General features: G+C 47.1%; 20 protein-coding genes. All 20 read left to right on the top strand.

All coding sequences use genetic code 11. The annotated features are described in order from the left end of the window. The first annotated feature begins 16 nt into the window (after positions 1-16). The 20 genes from hslV to ACIFO6_RS09360 all read left to right on the top strand — a co-directional run bounded on the left by hslV (position 17) and on the right by ACIFO6_RS09360 (position 16,716). Entirely contained in the window at positions 17-559 is a 543-nt protein-coding gene (hslV, locus tag ACIFO6_RS09455; protein ID WP_014281071.1) for an ATP-dependent protease subunit HslV, read from the top strand. A 36-nt stretch (positions 560-595) separates the two neighbouring features. Next, a complete protein-coding gene (hslU, locus tag ACIFO6_RS09450; RefSeq protein ID WP_430040267.1) occupies positions 596-1,996 on the top strand; it encodes an ATP-dependent protease ATPase subunit HslU in 1,401 nt (466 codons plus the stop codon). A gap of 407 nt (positions 1,997-2,403) precedes the next feature. Next, a complete protein-coding gene (gene flgB, locus ACIFO6_RS09445) occupies positions 2,404-2,811 on the top strand; it encodes a flagellar basal body rod protein FlgB (protein ID WP_430040265.1) in 408 nt (135 codons plus the stop codon). Between the two features lie 6 nt (positions 2,812-2,817). Continuing rightward, a complete protein-coding gene (flgC, locus tag ACIFO6_RS09440) occupies positions 2,818-3,270 on the top strand; it encodes a flagellar basal body rod protein FlgC (protein WP_430040263.1) in 453 nt (150 codons plus the stop codon). A gap of 39 nt (positions 3,271-3,309) precedes the next feature. After that, positions 3,310-3,624 carry a flagellar hook-basal body complex protein FliE gene (gene fliE / locus ACIFO6_RS09435; protein WP_283655624.1) on the top strand — a complete coding sequence of 105 codons (315 nt, stop codon included), beginning with the start codon at positions 3,310-3,312 and terminating at the stop codon, positions 3,622-3,624. Between the two features lie 35 nt (positions 3,625-3,659). Continuing rightward, complete coding sequence (gene fliF / locus ACIFO6_RS09430; RefSeq protein WP_430040260.1) at positions 3,660-5,246, top strand: flagellar basal-body MS-ring/collar protein FliF; 1,587 nt, start codon at positions 3,660-3,662, stop codon at positions 5,244-5,246. Between the two features lie 11 nt (positions 5,247-5,257). Beyond that, positions 5,258-6,274, top strand: coding sequence for a flagellar motor switch protein FliG (gene fliG / locus ACIFO6_RS09425; RefSeq protein WP_283655626.1), 1,017 nt, complete (start codon positions 5,258-5,260; stop codon positions 6,272-6,274). Further along, positions 6,267-7,103, top strand: coding sequence for a FliH/SctL family protein (locus ACIFO6_RS09420; protein WP_430040258.1), 837 nt, complete (start codon positions 6,267-6,269; stop codon positions 7,101-7,103). The genes fliG and ACIFO6_RS09420 overlap by 8 nt, the downstream gene beginning before the upstream one ends. Continuing rightward, positions 7,090-8,409, top strand: coding sequence for a flagellar protein export ATPase FliI (gene fliI, locus ACIFO6_RS09415; protein WP_044644870.1), 1,320 nt, complete (start codon positions 7,090-7,092; stop codon positions 8,407-8,409). Before ACIFO6_RS09420 ends, fliI begins: the two co-directional genes overlap by 14 nt. A 10-nt stretch (positions 8,410-8,419) precedes the next feature. Beyond that, the gene (fliJ, locus tag ACIFO6_RS09410) at positions 8,420-8,863 is read left to right on the top strand and encodes a flagellar export protein FliJ (RefSeq protein WP_044644869.1); all 444 of its coding nucleotides are present in this window, start codon (positions 8,420-8,422) and stop codon (positions 8,861-8,863) included. A gap of 47 nt (positions 8,864-8,910) precedes the next feature. Then, entirely contained in the window at positions 8,911-9,894 is a 984-nt protein-coding gene (locus tag ACIFO6_RS09405) for a magnesium transporter MgtE N-terminal domain-containing protein (RefSeq protein WP_430040255.1), read from the top strand. Between the two features lie 27 nt (positions 9,895-9,921). Then, positions 9,922-11,385: a flagellar hook-length control protein FliK gene (locus ACIFO6_RS09400; RefSeq protein WP_430040253.1), complete on the top strand. Its 1,464-nt coding sequence runs from the start codon at positions 9,922-9,924 to the stop codon at positions 11,383-11,385. Positions 11,386-11,403: 18 nt separating this feature from the next. Beyond that, on the top strand, positions 11,404-11,940 hold the full coding sequence (locus ACIFO6_RS09395) for a flagellar hook capping FlgD N-terminal domain-containing protein (protein ID WP_430040251.1): 537 nt from the start codon (positions 11,404-11,406) through the stop codon (positions 11,938-11,940). After that, complete coding sequence (locus ACIFO6_RS09390; protein WP_134910133.1) at positions 11,933-12,313, top strand: TIGR02530 family flagellar biosynthesis protein; 381 nt, start codon at positions 11,933-11,935, stop codon at positions 12,311-12,313. Before ACIFO6_RS09395 ends, ACIFO6_RS09390 begins: the two co-directional genes overlap by 8 nt. A gap of 105 nt (positions 12,314-12,418) precedes the next feature. After that, positions 12,419-13,228 carry a flagellar basal-body rod protein FlgF gene (gene flgF, locus ACIFO6_RS09385; RefSeq protein ID WP_430040248.1) on the top strand — a complete coding sequence of 270 codons (810 nt, stop codon included), beginning with the start codon at positions 12,419-12,421 and terminating at the stop codon, positions 13,226-13,228. Positions 13,229-13,288: 60 nt separating this feature from the next. Next, positions 13,289-13,513: a flagellar FlbD family protein gene (locus ACIFO6_RS09380; protein WP_014281086.1), complete on the top strand. Its 225-nt coding sequence runs from the start codon at positions 13,289-13,291 to the stop codon at positions 13,511-13,513. Next, positions 13,510-13,983 (top strand): flagellar basal body-associated FliL family protein, encoded by a 474-nt coding sequence (locus tag ACIFO6_RS09375; protein WP_430040246.1) that lies wholly within the window; start codon positions 13,510-13,512, stop codon positions 13,981-13,983. Before ACIFO6_RS09380 ends, ACIFO6_RS09375 begins: the two co-directional genes overlap by 4 nt. Before the next feature lie 42 nt (positions 13,984-14,025). Beyond that, a complete protein-coding gene (gene fliM, locus ACIFO6_RS09370; protein ID WP_192510529.1) occupies positions 14,026-15,024 on the top strand; it encodes a flagellar motor switch protein FliM in 999 nt (332 codons plus the stop codon). Then, positions 15,014-16,321: a flagellar motor switch phosphatase FliY gene (gene fliY / locus ACIFO6_RS09365; protein ID WP_430040244.1), complete on the top strand. Its 1,308-nt coding sequence runs from the start codon at positions 15,014-15,016 to the stop codon at positions 16,319-16,321. The genes fliM and fliY overlap by 11 nt, the downstream gene beginning before the upstream one ends. Before the next feature lie 29 nt (positions 16,322-16,350). Next, positions 16,351-16,716 (top strand): response regulator, encoded by a 366-nt coding sequence (locus ACIFO6_RS09360; protein ID WP_014281090.1) that lies wholly within the window; start codon positions 16,351-16,353, stop codon positions 16,714-16,716. The last annotated feature ends 8 nt before the right edge of the window (positions 16,717-16,724 follow it).

The following is a 16,724-nucleotide window of genomic DNA, read 5'->3' as shown; positions in this document are numbered from 1 at the left end:
AAAGGAGGAGCGCGTTATGGATATGTCCTTTCATGCTACCACCATCTGTGCTGTACGCCACAATGGCAAGGGAGCTATTGCTGGTGATGGTCAGGTAACGTTCGGTAACAGTGTCGTCATGAAGCAGACGGCAAAAAAAGTACGCAGATTATACCGTGGTCAGGTGGTAGCAGGTTTTGCCGGCTCGGTGGCGGATGCCATCACATTGTTTGAAAAGTTTGAAAACAAGCTGGAGGAACATCACGGCAACCTTCAGCGGGCTGCGGTGGAACTGGCTAAGGACTGGCGGCAGGACCGTATCCTGCGTAAGCTGGAGGCTTTGATGATTGTTATGGATCAATCCGGAATGCTACTCATTTCCGGGGGTGGTGAAATTATCGAGCCGGACGATGATGTGCTTGCCATCGGCTCAGGTGGAAATTTTGCATTGGCGGCGGCGCGCGCATTCAAGCGTCATGGCTCCGGTATGGAGGCAAAGGATATGGCCAGGGAAGCGCTGGAGGTTGCCTCGGAAATATGTGTATATACGAACAATCAGATTATCGTGGAAGAACTGTAAATCGGCTCTGAGTATTCAAGGGTGGAGGAGTGCAAAATGAATAATCAATCGTTGACGCCCAGACAAGTTGTATCCGAGCTGGATAAATATATTGTCGGACAGAAGCAGGCTAAAAAATCCGTTGCCGTTGCCTTGCGCAACCGTTATCGGCGCAGCAAGCTGCCGGATGATATCCGGGATGAAATTGTGCCCAAAAATATTTTGATGATCGGTCCGACGGGCGTGGGTAAAACCGAAATTGCACGCAGACTGGCCCGACTCGTGGGAGCTCCTTTTATTAAGGTAGAGGCGACTAAGTTCACAGAAGTGGGTTATGTCGGCCGGGACGTGGAATCCATGGTGCGTGACTTGATGGAAACCTCGATTCGTATCGTTAAAGCGGAGCGGACGGAGAATGTGAAGGACAAAGCCGAGGACATGGCGAATGAACGGATTGTCAGTATTCTTGTACCTACGGAGAAATCAAATAAATCCCAACGCAACCCTTTTGAAATGCTGTTTGGCAATAACACCGGGAATTCGGTAGAGGAAGAACCCCCGCAACAGGACACATCCTTGGCAGAGAAACGGCGTAAGGCTAAATTCGATCTATTGTCTGGCAAGCTTGAAGATGAAGTTATTGAGATTGATGTGGAGGATACCGCACCCAATATGCTGGATATGTTTGCTGGGCAGGGAAATGAGCAAATGGGTATGAATATGCAGGAAATGTTTGGAAGCTTTCTGCCAAAGCGGACTAAAAAGCGCAAGTTGCCAGTGAAGGAAGCCCGCAAGGTGCTCATTCAGGATGAGGCTGCCAAGCTGATCGACATGGATGATGTCATTCAGGAGTCCGTGAAACGTGCTGAACAATCCGGTATCATTTTTATTGATGAAATCGACAAGATTGCCAGCCAGGGCAAGGGCAGTGGTCCTGATGTATCTAGAGAAGGTGTCCAGCGCGATATTTTGCCTATTGTCGAGGGTTCTACCATTATGACTAAATACGGCCCAGTAAGGACAGATTATATTCTTTTTATCGCCGCTGGAGCTTTTCATGTTGCTAAGCCTTCTGATCTGATCCCTGAGCTGCAGGGACGTTTTCCAATCCGTGTTGAACTGAGCAGTCTCACATTGGATGAATTTGTATCCATTTTAACAGAGCCTAAAAATGCGTTGACTAAGCAATACACGGATTTGCTTCGTACCGAAGAGATTGAAGTAGAATTTTCGGCGGAAGCCATCCGTGAAATTGCCAGCATTGCCGAGTCTGTAAACCGGAACACGGAAAACATCGGTGCGCGCCGCTTGCATACGATTTTGGAGAAGTTGTTGGAGGATTTGTCCTTCGAGGCTCCAGAGCTTACTTTAGACCGCATGATCATTACCCCGGAATATGTTCGGGAGAAGCTGGGTGATATTGCCCAAAACAGGGACCTTAGTCAGTATATTTTATGAGCGGGAGCTTTTAAAATAGGATGCGTTGTCTAGAATAACACTATCTTGCACCGTCACATAGACCTAGATGAGCGCCCCTTAGATGATTTTTCTGTCTATTCCAAAAGTAGGACGTATAATCTTTTACAGGTGCAAAGTGCTAAGAAAACATTCATTTCATTGAAAAAAACCTGAAAAATTTAACATTTTATGCATCGAAAGCCCTCTTTTTTAAAAAAGATAGGGCTTTTTTCTTATTGTAATTAGGTCCCAACTCTACGAAACTTAGAATATATGACACAAAGCAATTATTTTCTACTTAAGACCTAAGAGAAATGTATAATTATGAAATTTTATTGTCGAAAAAAAGTGAAAAATCTTGTTTTATTGAATCTTACTTTGGAGTAGACGCTGGAAGGAGGAGCTAAATGAATCTGCTGGGTGATATGAGCTTTCAAAAACTTCAGGCAGGTGTTCAGGCGGCAAATACGAGACAACGTGTGATAGCCAACAACATTTCCAATGAGGATACCCCGTATTTTAAGCGTTCAGAGGTTTCATTTGAAGAATTGCTTCAGCAGCAAATGGGTGGCGACGTGACACCATTACGTGGAAAAGTAACCAATGCGAAACATTTTCAGATAGGACCTGTGAACTCCATTCCAGATGCTGTCGTCACCAAAGATGGGTATTCTGTCATGAACAACAATATGAATAACGTGGATATCGACAGAGAAATGAGCCTTATGGCTGAGAATCAACTGAGATATAATACCTACATCCAAGAAATTAGTGAACGCATCAAAATGATGAGAACAGCGGTAGAAGGGAGATAGGACCAGGTGAAGATTAACAACGGCTTTGATATCAGCGCCTCTGCTCTTACGGCCCAAAGGTTGCGGATGGATGTCATATCAAGCAACATTGCGAATGCAGAGACAACCCGGGCAAAAGTGGAGAATGGGCAAGCGGTTCCATACCGGAGAAAAACGGTTGTTTTGGAGCCTAACCAATCTCGGTTTGCCGATGTTTTGCAGGCTCAAATGGAAGGAAAAGGAATAGGCGCCGCTGGCGTTAAGGTTTCGCAAATACAGGAAGATCAGTCACCTTTGAAGCCTGTGTATAATCCGGGTCACCCGGATGCTGATAAAGATGGCTATGTATATATGCCTAACGTAGACATTATGAAAGAAATGGTAGACATGATTTCCGCAACACGCTCTTACGAAGCCAATGTAACAGCTCTGAATGCATCCAAGGCAATGGTTTCCAAGGCACTTGAAATCGGTCGCTAAGTTCCAGGACTACTAACTACAGAATAGGGAGAGTAAAACATGATCCAGAACGCCATGTTTAATGTACAGACACCGGCAATACAGCAAATTCAATCGCCTAACAATGAGTTGACGAAAGCGACACCTTCCGAATCCTTGAAGGATTTTGGTTCGTTCCTAAAGGATGCGCTCAATGAAGTGGGGCAGCAGGAAGCCGCTACACACACGATGTCCGACCAGTTCATGGCAGGAAAAGTTGATGTTGATCAGGTCTTGATCACTTCCCAACAAGCGCTGCTTTCTCTGCAGCTTACTACTCAAGTCCGAAACAAAGCGATTGAAGCCTATCAGGAGATCATGCGTACACAGATGTAAAGAGGATCTAGCAAAGTTTCGGATGGGGTGACGGAGTGAACGAGAGAATCGCCCAATATCGGGATAAGATTTCCGGGTATTGGAATAATTTCAGCAAAAAACAGAAGATATTACTTGTTTCGACAATGGCATTCATCATCATTGCCATTGTAGTGCTAACGATGCAGTTTACTAAAACCGAGTATGAAGTGGCTTTCCGGGATTTAAACGCAAACGATGCTGCCGGGGTCATTAAATATCTCGATTCAGCGGGTATTCCATATCAGCTCAATGCTGGCGGGACGCAAATCTCAGTCCCAACCGCAAACGCCGATAAGGCAAAGGTAGATGTCGGGTCTCAGGGCCTAATTCAAAAGGGTTCAATCGGCATGAGTGCCTTTGACCAGTCCTCCTCGGCAATTGGTATGACGGAGAACGAGTTCAATGTGAAATACAATAACGCATTGAACGGCGAAGTGCAGCAATTGTTGGAACGGATGGATGGTGTCCAAAGCTCTAAAGCTGTCATTAATATGCCGAAGGAAAACATTTTTGCCGGGCTTGAAGAAAAAGACAAAGCTTCTGCTTCGGTTCAAATGGAATTCGAACCTGGCTTTACGCCAAATCAGCAAGCCATCGACGGATACTTTAATCTGGTAAAGACGGCTGTGCCGAATTTGCCTGTAGAAAACATTACGATCACCAATAAGGAGTATGAACTGTTTCCAACGGCCAAGGGCGGTCAAGGAGGTCTCTCCAGTGGTGTTGAGGAAAACATGGCTCTGCAGAAGAAGTTTGAGAGCGATGTAAGGAATAATGTCCAACAATTTTTGTCGAAAATTGTTGGCGAAGACAAAGTGAATGTGCTGGTTATGTCACAGCTGAATTTCGACAAAGTAACGTCAAAAGAGCAGATGGTCACACCAGTTGATCAAACGAAAATGAAGGGCATTGAAATCAGTGCCCAGCAAATTCAGGAAAGCTACACTGGCAGTAGTGGACAAACCGGAGGAGTCGCAGGCACAGGAACGCAGGATGTACCTGGTTACCCTGGAGGAAGCAATTCGGGCAACACAAGCTCAGATAAGAGCTCAAGCACAATTAACTACGAAGTTAACCGAATTGCAAAGGATATTATCCAAAGTCCGTACACTGTAAAAGATTTAACCATTAATGTAGCAGTTGAACCACCAACAGGGCAGCAAACTTTGGATACAGCAACTCAGGCCGCAATCCAAAACATCTTGGTTAATATCGTAAGAGCTTCATTAGCGAATTCCGGCGTTACTATTACAGACGCTGATTTAGCCAAAAAAGTTTCAGTGTTCTCTCAATCCGTACCGGCGCCAGCGAACACCAATACGTTTTTCTCAGCTTCCAACCCTTGGGTATGGGGCATCGGGGCTGCTGTACTGGCCCTGTTGGCAGGCGTAATCTTCCTGATTGTACGCGGTCGTCGTAAGCAGCAGGAAGAAGAATTAGATGAAGATCTGCAACTTATGCCAACACCGACGGAGTTCCCGTCTATTACCATGGAAAGTGTGACAAATGAAAGTCAAGTGCGTAAACAGCTTGAGAGTCTGGCGAAAAAGAAACCCGACGAATTCGTCAATCTGCTTCGTACATGGCTGGCTGACGAATAGAGGTGAGTTCATTGGCAAAAGCAAGCAGTCAAGGTTTAACGGGAAGACAAAAAGCGGCAATTCTGCTAATCACGATGGGGCCGGAAGTATCCGCTCAAATATTCAAGCATTTGCGTGACGAAGAGATTGAGCAACTTACACTGGAAATTGCCAATGTGCGGAAGGTCGATGCAACGGAAAAAGATTCGATTATGGCTGAGTTTCATCAAATTTGTTTAGCTCAGGAGTACATTTCCCAAGGCGGCATCAATTATGCCAAAGAGATATTGGAAAAGGCACTCGGGTCGCAAAAAGCAGTTGAGGTCATTAACCGTCTGACGGCAACGTTGCAGGTAAGACCGTTCGATTTTGCCCGCAAGGCTGATCCAAACCAGATTTTGAATTTTATACAGAACGAAAATCCACAGACGATTGCTCTCGTGCTATCGTACTTGCAATTCGAGCAGGCGGCGGCGATTCTGTCGTCCCTGCCACAGGAAAAGCAGGCTGAGGTAGCTCGGCGTGTCGCTGTAATGGACAGCACTTCGCCGGAAGTCATTTCACAAGTGGAACGTGTGCTGGAGCAAAAGCTGTCAGCAACCGCGACGCAGGATTACACGAATGCAGGTGGTATCGAGTCCATTGTTCAGATTTTGAATGGGGTAGACCGTGGGACCGAACGCACGATCCTCGATTCGCTTGAAATTCAGGACCCTGAACTGGCCGAGGAAATCAAGAAAAGAATGTTCGTATTTGAGGATATCGTCAATGTGGATAACCGTTCCATTCAACGTATTATCCGCGATATCGACAATGCCGATTTGCAGTTGGCGCTTAAAGTGTCCAGCGAAGAAGTACGCGATGTGATTTTCCGAAATATGTCGAAACGGATGGCAGAAACCTTCAAAGAGGAAATGGAGTATATGGGACCGGTACGGCTGCGTGATGTGGAAGAAGCGCAGACTCGCATCGTATCGACGATCCGCAGATTGGAAGAGGCCGGTGAGATTATAATCGCACGCGGCGGAGGAGATGACATCATTGTCTAACTTGATCAAATCTTTCCAATATGTGCCTGTTGAAGCTTTGAAAACCATTGATGTGGCACATACGTATGCGCCAGAAACGTCGAACGAGGAAGTCACAACTGAACATATGGAGCCGGAACCACAGAGAGATTACGAGACTGAACGGCTCCGGGATGAAATGCTGAATGATGCCAAGGATTTTGCCGAACGGCAGGTTCGTGAGGCGGCTGAAGAAGCGGAACGGATGCTTCAGGAGGCGCAGCAGCAGATTGAAGCCTGGTGGCAGGAACGCCGTGAGCAGGACGAGCAGTTAACAGAGTCCTTAAAGGCTGGCGGGTTTCAGCAAGGCTATGAGGAAGGCCAAAAGTTGGCTGAAGCCGAGCTTCAGGTGAAATCGGAACAGATGATGGCAGAAGCGCAGGATATTTTGCGTCAGGCCTATGAGACCAAGGAGCAATTGATTCAGGAGGCTGAGCCTTTTCTGGTCGAGCTAAGTAGTGCTATTGCTGAGAAAGTTATTGAAAAACAGCTTAGTATTGAGCCTGAATATACAATTGAGCTTATTCGTAAAAACTTGGCTCGTAAACGGGAAAAAGGAACAATTACGCTGTGTGTGTCGCCTCAGCATTTTGCATTTGTGCAAGGTGCACGCGAAGAATTGTCATTAACTGTCGATTCGCAGGCAGAACTGCAAATTATTCCTGATGGAACTGTGAAGGATCGCGGCTGTGTTATTCGTTCTTCCTTTGGAAGTGTGGATGCACGGATAGATACACAACTGGCTGAGATCAAAAAGGAACTGCTGCGTCTGGCACATGAGAACGAGGAGCGAAGACATGAAGGGGCTTAATGCGCAGCGCTACATGGATCATTTGCGACAAATAGACCCGGTTCGGGTAAACGGCAAAGTGACACAGGTTATCGGTTTGATGGTGGAATCGGAAGGTCCAGACGCTAGCATCGGGGATGTTTGTTACATTTATCCGGGTAAAACGGCTAAGCCACTGCAAGCGGAAGTTGTAGGCTTTAGAGACAACAAGGTACTTTTGATGCCGCTCGGAGAACTGCAATCCATTGGTCCCGGCTGTGATGTCGTAGGAACAGGGAAGCCATTGAACGTGCAGGTGGGATCAGAGCTGTTAGGCAAAGTGCTGGACGGTTTGGGCCAACCTTTGGATGGTTCGTTGATTCCCTCACGGATGGCGAGATACTCGACCTTCAACATTCCATCGAATCCGCTGAGTCGCCCGCGTGTGCAGGAGCCGATCAGTATCGGTGTACGAGCCATTGACGGATTGCTTACCATCGGTAAAGGACAGCGGGTCGGTATTTTCGCAGGCTCTGGTGTAGGTAAGAGTACCCTAATGGGAATGATTGCACGTAATACAGAAGCAGATGTGAACGTAATTGCTCTGATCGGGGAACGTGGACGCGAAGTGCTGGACTTTATTGAACGGGATTTGGGTCCGGAAGGGCTTGAACGTTCAGTAGTCATCGTGGCAACTTCCGACCAACCCGCGTTGATCCGTATTAAGGGAGCGCTCATTGCAACGACAATCGCTGAATACTTTCGTGATCGCGGATTGAACGTCATGCTGATGATGGACTCGGTTACCCGGTATGCGATGGCGCAACGTGAAGTAGGATTGGCAGTCGGGGAGCCACCAGCGATGAGGGGTTATACCCCTTCCGTATTCGCCAGTTTGCCTAAGTTGCTGGAGCGTGCGGGAACCGGGCCTACAGGCTCCATAACCGCTTTTTATACGGTGCTGGTCGATGGTGACGACATGAATGAACCCATCGCGGATGCGGTGCGCGGGATCTTGGATGGGCATATCGTGCTCAACCGGGGGATAGCGAATAAAGGACATTTTCCCGCAATTGATGTGTTAGCCAGCATTAGCCGGGTCATGAAGGATATTGCACCACGTGACCAGATTGACGCTGCCGAGAATATTAAGCGCCTGATGGCGGTTTATAAAGACTCAGAGGACCTGATTAACATCGGGGCTTATCAGCAGGGTTCGAATGCAGAAATTGACGAATCTATGGATCGCATACGGGATATATGGGATTTTACAAGGCAAAGAACGGATGAAAAGGTTGAGCTGGACGAGGTTCGTGAGCGTTTGATTTCTGAATTTACGAGGAGATGAAGGTTGAACGATGAGATTTCAGTATTCCTTTCAAAAAGTTGTAGACTTGAAAACCAACGAAAAGTCACAGGCCGAATGGTTGCTCTCCAGTGCTGTTGGACAATTGCAGGCTGAGGAGCAGACATTAATACAGCTATTAGGCGAAAGGAATCGGGTCATATCAGCCATTCAAAAGGCTGCCGAGGATTGCGCGCCGCTCTCTACCATTCAGGAATTACAGGCTTACGTCAATCATCTGGATCAATGTATCACACGCAAGCATAGGGACGTTCAATATGCGCAGCAAAATGTGCAAAGCAAACAAACCGTTTTGACCGATAAAATGCTGGATGAACAAGTTTGGCTGAAAGCGAGAGAGAAGGCCAACGTGAAATTCCAACAGGAAATGCTCCTGCGCGAGCAGAACGAGCTGGATGAAATGGCTTCCGTGAGATTTGCCATGAAAGCCCGGTAAGCGGAAAGTCGCAGGATACGCATATCAGCTGCCTGAGGAGGAAGACGATGGCACGGAATTTAGCAGAAAATGAACTGGATATGGATTTGGAAAAAGAGTCAGGCGGGGGATTTGAACGGTTTATGTTTTTCCTGATTCCGATTGTTTTTACAATCGTTCTGGTCGGGGTCCTGCTGACACTGTTCAACATGGATTTCAGAAGTGAAATGATTTCATTGGGAAACAAGATTCCGATTGTGAAGAATTGGATTCCTGAACCAAAAGACAAGGTTGCCAAGAGCAAAGAGGCTGATCAGAAAGCCCAGTCCCAAAGCTCCGAAGCCACTATCCAGCAGCTTAAGGCAGATTTGGCCAAGCAGACGGAGGAACTCCAAAAGGCTGCCACTGCTAAAACAACTCAGGATAAAAAAGTTACAGAACTGCAAAATCAGGTTAGTACGTTGCAAACGCAACAGGAACAACAGCCGCAGGCGAGTCAGCAGGGACAGACAGGTACGCAAGCGGCAGACGGAACAGCGAATGAAGACCCATATGTAAAACAGGCCAGAGATCTTGCTTCCATGTATGAAGGAATGACGGCAAGTAAAGCAGCGCCGATTATGGAAAACTTGACAACCGAAGAAACGGTGCAGTTGTTAAGCTACATGGACCCAGCGAACAGTGCGAAGATATTGCAAAAGATGGATGCTAAAAAAGCAGCCGATATCACGATGGCTCTGAAAAACGTAACGCCATCTACCGATTTGTCGTTGGCTGCGTTGCAGTCCCGCTTGAAAAAGGACCAAAGCACAACAGCGGGAACAACGAGTAAAAATCTGCAAAACACTCAAATTAGCAGTACATTCGCTTCCATGGACAAGAAAAGTGGTGCCGAGCTTATTTTACAAACTTACAAAATCAGTCCGGACAAGGCATTAAACATATTGAATACAGTAGATGATTCGACACGTGCTTCTTTACTGCAAAATATGTCTGCGAAGGATGCTGCACAGACGGCGAAAATTTTGAACAAGCTGATGGGTAGCAAGTGATTTAAATGAAGGGAGGTGAAAAAATAAATGACACTTATTTCTCAAAGTGTATCTCTCAGCAGTTCCAGTCAGACGGCTGGTAGCACAGCTAGTACAGCGACAACTTCAACAGCAGGGACGGCAGCTGCAGGAGCCACAGGCGGTGGTTTTAATCAGACGCTTACGCAAATGATGACTGGCGGACAAACGGGTTCTACAGGTACAGATGCTGGGAAATCTCCATTAGTTATGGTGCTGCCGTTGATTACTGCCGGAGAATCGACAGAAGCTTCAGCAGCACCGCTTGTCGAGACATTGGCTCCATTACTGCAAAATCTTGAAAAGCTGGATGATCAGGTAACAGCTGATCCAGCCTTGCTTGCAGCTCTGCAGTCGTGGGTTCAGCAAGTACAACAGTTTTTAGGCGGTGGAGCGGAGCAGCAAACAGACGGGGCAGGAACGAATGGGGCGGCAGGCTTAACGGCTTTGGCAGCTCATCCAGCTACCATTCGGTTTGCATTACAGGATGCTTTGTCACAGCTTGCAAATGTAGCGAATCAGGCTACAGGAGACCAAAAGTCCCAGATTACACAGCTGTTACAATCGCTTCAAAATACGACGGCTGGTACGGGAGCTATTTCCGATGAGCAGTGGACCGGCGTACTGAAAGCTGTAGAGGTTGTTGATGGCACAGATTCACAAGCAGTTCAGCCTTCCGCGAATCGGGCGAATGGCGCTCAGTCATTAACGGCTGTTTCTACAGACAAACAGGTTGTTGCTACTGAGCAGCAGACGAGTCAAGGTGGGACAAGCCAGCAAGGTACAGAAGGACAACGTTCAGCAGCTAATATTCATGTTCAAGCCGCTGTTAAAGCGACTTCAACGGATGAAACTGGTGTAGTAGACGTAGCCGAGCAGGCTGATCCGACAGCGAACAATGGTCAAACTTCTGTGGTTACGACCGCAGGCCAGCTTTCAGTGCAGACGCAAGGTACAACTCCTTCCGCTCCGGCGCAGCCTGTTGTACATGTACGACAATTTGCTAAGGAAATGACGGAATTTGTAGTGCAAAAGCTTGATATCGTGAAACATTCTGGGTTAACGGAAGCGACTATCATGCTTCGCCCGGATCATTTGGGACAGCTGGAAGTTAAACTGACGATGCAGAATGGGCACTTGGTCGCCCAGTTCATGACTGAGCACAGTGGAGCTAAGGATTTGCTTGAACAGCAAATGTCACAGCTGCGTGCAAGTCTTCAAAGCCAGGGTATTCAGGTAGATAAAGTGGAAGTCACGCAAAATGAATCACTTTCTTCCCACATGTATCAGGATGGCCGTGGATCAGGTGCAAATCAGCAGCAACAATCCGAGCAACGTTCCAAGTCGCGGAGTAGAGAAGAAGCCGAGGATGCTCTAAAGGTAGCTGAAATGGCGGAGGAACTCCGCAATTGGACAGCAGAACAACGCACAGATGATGTAAATCGGACTGGCTCCTTTACAGCACAAGCGTAGCATGGAGGTGAGAACACAATGACGACTGCGGACAATAATGTATCCACCAGTAACGTCTGGCCGAATTACAACGTGAATAACGTCAAAACGGCAAGCGCCAAGGATACCAAAACGATGGGTAAGGATCAATTTTTGAAAATTTTGATTACCCAGCTCCAAAACCAGGACCCAATGCAGCCTCTGGAGGATAAGGAATTTATCGCGCAAATGGCGCAATTTTCTTCGGTGGAGCAGTTGATGAACATTTCTACCCAGTTGAATACGTTGGGACAGTCTTTAGGCATATCCTCCGGTTTGATTGGAAAGGAAGTCAGCTGGATTGAGGCAGGTAAAAAGGATTCAATTACGGGTGAAACGGGCGCAGGTGCGGTGAAAAGTGGAATCGTGGATTCCATCGTTATTCGTGACGGTGTACAGTATGCCAAAATCGGAAAGTCAGAGGTAGCCCTGAAAGATGTGACATCAGTAAGCCAAGCTCAAACAATGGCTTCCTCGGCAGGAACAGCGGATACTGCAACTTCTTCCTCTACTGGAAGTGGTGAGACACATGAATGACCGGATAACGGTCGGGCGTCTTTTTCCCGCCAATGTCCCTCCAGCAGCGATCTCGCAGAACCGGGTAAATCCGGTACCGAAGGATGGTAGGCCATTCGGACAGGTGTTGCAGGATCAAGTACTCAAGCTGAGCAACCATGCAGCCAAGCGTTTGGAGCAGCGGGGGATAGAGCTGAGAAGTGACCAGATGGCGAAGATTAACTCTGCAGTGGATAAAGCAGCTGCCAAAGGTGCCAAAGAATCATTGATTTTAATGCAGGATATGGCGTTGATCGTAAGTGTGCCCAACCGGACAGTAGTTACTGCAATGGATAAGCAATCCATGCAGGATAACGTATTTACGCAAATTGATAGCGCCGTTATTATTTCATAGAAAATTTAGCGATAAATGGCTGGCCCGAGCAGGAAAGCCATGAAGAAGCCGCGGATCGACTGATGCGGTTAATCAAGCAAGCATTCAGAGGAGGATTTATACTCAATGTTGAGATCAATGTATTCGGGTGTATCGGGTATGAAGGGCTTTCAAACAAAGCTGGACGTTATCGGTAACAACATTGCAAACGTAAATACAACAGGCTTCAAGTCCAGCCGTGTCATGTTCAAGGATATTTTGAGCCAGACGAGCTCGGGCGCAAGTGCACCGGACGGAACGACTACTGCGGGGCAAAACGCTAAGCAGGTCGGTTTAGGGGTATCGGTCAGCTCGATAGATACACTTCATCTTCCAGGGAGTGCCATGACTACGAACAATCCGACAGATTTGCGGATTAACGGTGACGGATTTTTCCTGATCAAAATGAATGATGCACAGGATGTTCCTTATCTGACTCGCGCGGGTGATTTTCACGTGGATGCGAGCCGAAATTTGGTTACCTCAGATGGGTTTTTCGTAGGAAACGAGGGTGGAGATCCAATCATACTGAATGACAATGTGACTTCGTTCTCTATCTCACAGGACGGTACGATTGTACAGCAATTGGAAGATGGCACCGTGGACACTGGCACGAAAATTGGTATTGCCACAGTCACAAACCCGGAAGGATTGGAGAAAATCGGCGGTAGCTTGTACCGTACCACCGTTAACTCCAATATTGATGTAATTGAGCCTGGAGTAGCCAATTCGGAGGGCCGGGGTGCTATCATTGCGGGCCAGCTGGAAATGTCCAACGTCGATTTGACAGGTGAATTTACCGAAATGATCGTAGCGCAGCGCGGCTTCCAGGCGAATTCGCGTATCATTACGACCTCGGATGAAGTGCTTCAGGAAGTTGTAAACTTGAAACGATAATCGCATCTAAAGGCGGGGAAGTAAAGGCTTCCCCGCTCCTATCAGGAGGTTGGTGTTACGATGATTCCGTTAACGCGGCTGAACGGCTCGCCTATGTGGCTTAATGCTCTGCTCATTGAGACTGTGGAGGAAACGCCGGATACATACGTCACTTTAGTGACGGGAAAACGGTTGATTGTACTGGAAAAAGCGGCAGATGTCGTCTCCTTGATCAAGGGTTACAGCCGTGAAATCGGCATACATGCCGCCACGATAAAAGTGCAACAAATGGAGGAAGACGAATGAAAAAGATGCTGCCATGGCTCATTACAATTTTACTCGCGATTACTTTGATTGCAGGTGCGGCCTTTGTACTTATACCAGCGCTTAGTGGGAAGAAGTCGGAAGCCACTCCAAATGCGCAAGCCGCTCAAACAGAACAGCTTCCCCGACTGTCAGCAGATGAATTAGTGGAAGTGAGTTCTGAAATTACCGGTATCAAAACAAATTTGGCAGACGCTGATTATATTGTCCAAATGAACCTTTCCTTTCAATTAAACGATGTAAAAGCAAAGGAATCTTTTGAAAAAATCAAGGACATCAGTATCAAGCCAATCGTTATTCAATTACTTGCAGACACCAAGCCTGATGAGCTCAGAACAGCTAGAGGCCGGGACCAGTTCAGTGACAAGCTGACGGATCTCATCAACAAGTCGCTCCCTGAAGGTCACCTGGGGAACGCCAAAATTACAGACTTTTTGCTGGCAGCCATTTGATTCCAGGTGAACTTGTCAGAACATGTAAGGGGGTGAATAACATTGGTGGATGTAATGTCGCAAGGGGAAATTGATGCCCTTTTAGCAGCTCTATCGTCCGGTGAAATGGATGCGGAAGAACTTAAAAAAGAAGATACCCAAAAGAAAGTTCGCGCTTATGACTTCAAAAGAGCGCTTCGGTTTTCCAAGGATCATATTCGGAGTTTGACGCGGATACACGAAAATTTTGCGCGGTATCTGACCACTTATTTTTCAGCACAGCTCCGGACGTTTGTCCAAATTAATGTCGTTCAGGTGGAGCAGCTTCCTTATGATGAATTCATTCGCTCCATTCCAAAAATGACCATTTTGAACATTTTTGAAGCTGAGCCGCTGGAAGGACGCATGGTGCTTGAGGTTCACCCGAACGTAGCTTTTGCAATGCTGGATAGGCTTCTCGGAGGAACCGGATCAGCGCCGTCCAAGGTTAACGCGTTGACAGAAATTGAGACGACAATCATGGAGCGGATTTTTAGTCGTACCTTTGACAGCCTGCAAGAGGCTTGGAAAACGGTATTGGACATTGAACCGCGTTTGGAGGCAATGGAAACCAATCCGCAGTTTATGCAGATTGTTTCACCAAATGAAACGATTGCCCTAATCTCACTTAGTACCAAAATTGGTGATACCACAGGGATGATTAACCTTTGTATCCCGCACGTGGTATTGGAGCCTATTATGGCTAGACTGTCCACGCACCAGTGGTTTACATCCGAAAAGAAATCAAGGGCGCCTGAAGAGATTGACGCCTTGAGATTACGGGTCACAAAAGCGCAACTTCCCATTATTGCCGAGCTAGGTGAATCCCGAATAAATGTGGCCGAGTTTTTGGGCCTTTCGGTGGGGGACGTCATTTCATTGAACAAACCCGTCAAGGAAGGGCTCTCCATCCGGGTGGGCGAAAAACTGAAATTCTTTGGAAGTCCCGGCATGGTAAAAGATCGTGTTGCCGTACAGATTGATGAAATTGTCAGCGAAGGAGTTGAAGAAATTGACGAGTAAAGACTATTTGTCCCAGGAGGAAATTGATGCCCTGCTGAAACAGTCTGAAGCGGGCACGGATTCTACTCCCGCCAACAAGACCGTTGACGATTTTCTGACTCCTCTGGAGCAGGATGCTCTCGGAGAGATCGGTAATATTACGTTCGGCAGCGCAGCGACAGCTCTTTCCACACTGCTCGGTCAAAAGGTTGATATTACAACCCCTAAAGTTTCAATTATTACCCGTTCTGAATTCGAAACAACTTTTCCTAAGCCGCACGTTGCGGTACATGTGAATTATGTAGATGGATTTGAGGGTATTAACTCGCTCGTGATCAAAAAGCGTGATGCGCAGGTCATAGCGGATTTGATGCTTGGCGGTGAAGGAAATCCGGTAGATGAAGAATTGAATGAAATTCATATCAGCGCTGTGCAGGAAGCGATGAACCAGATGATGGGCTCGTCGGCAACCTCAATGTCTACTATGTTTAACCGTTTTGTTAATATTTCTCCACCTGGAATTGATATTTTGGATCCAATGCATGGTGATGGAGTATCCAGCCTGCCAGACGAACAGACGTTGATTACAGTATCCTTCCGTTTGTTGATCGGTGACCTGATTGACTCTACATTGATGCAATTGTTGCCTGTGCATTTTGCTAAAAAGATGGTGAGCATTCTGATGAATGGCGGAGAGGAAGATGAGCAACCGCAAGCGTCGGCACAGCAAGTAGCTGCAACGACTGCTCCAGAAGTGCCGCAACAAACCGAGATTCCGCAACAGCAACCCGCACCAACGTATCAACAGCCGCCTGTAGCCGCACAGATGCCTGTACAGACGCCGCAGGATGCAGGTTATGGACAGCAACCGCCTATGTACCCTCAAGACCCTGGATACGGTCAGCAGGGAGCACCAGGTTATGGAATGGCTGGAGGTGTCCCACCGCAGGCCCCTTATGGAGCGCCTCATCATTATGGTTCGATACCGGGACGAAATGTAAATGTGCAGCCTGTACAATTCTCAAACTTGCAGTCCGGTGCATTTGCGCAAGTGGATGAAAACAATTTAAATTTATTGATGGACATTCCCCTTAGAGTCACCGTAGAATTAGGAAGGACCCAAAAGCAAATTAAAGATATTCTAGAGCTCTCACAAGGTTCAATTATTGAACTGGACAAGCTTGCTGGAGAGCCAGTGGACATTCTTGTTAACAACAAACTGATTGCCAAAGGCGAGGTTGTCGTCATCGATGAGAACTTCGGCGTGCGTGTGACGGATATTGTAAGCCAATGGGACCGTATTCAAAAATTACAATAATAGCATAATTTAGGGAGGATTTATTTCAGATGGCAAACCGTATTTTGATCGTGGACGATGCTGCATTTATGAGAATGATGATTCGGGACATCCTGTCCAAAAATGGATATGAAGTAGTAGGAGAGGCCCAGGATGGATCACAGGCTATTGAAAAATTCAAGGAGCTTCGTCCGGACCTGATTACGATGGATATTACGATGCCCGAAATGGACGGCATTGCCGCTCTGAAGGAAATCAAAAAAATTGACGCGAACGCAAAGGTCATCATGTGTTCCGCTATGGGTCAGCAAGCGATGGTTATTGATGCTATCCAAGCAGGCGCAAAAGATTTTATTGTTAAGCCTTTCCAATCGGATCGGGTTATCGAAGCCATCAACAAAACACTGGGTGTGTAAGGCGCATT

The sequence above is a fragment of the Paenibacillus sp. NRS-1781 genome, assembly GCF_050467745.1.
Classification (GTDB): Bacteria; Bacillota; Bacilli; order Paenibacillales; family Paenibacillaceae; genus Paenibacillus; species Paenibacillus terrae_A.
The sequence above is the reverse complement of the archived record's forward strand: the minus strand, read 5'-3'. Positions and strand labels throughout refer to the sequence as shown.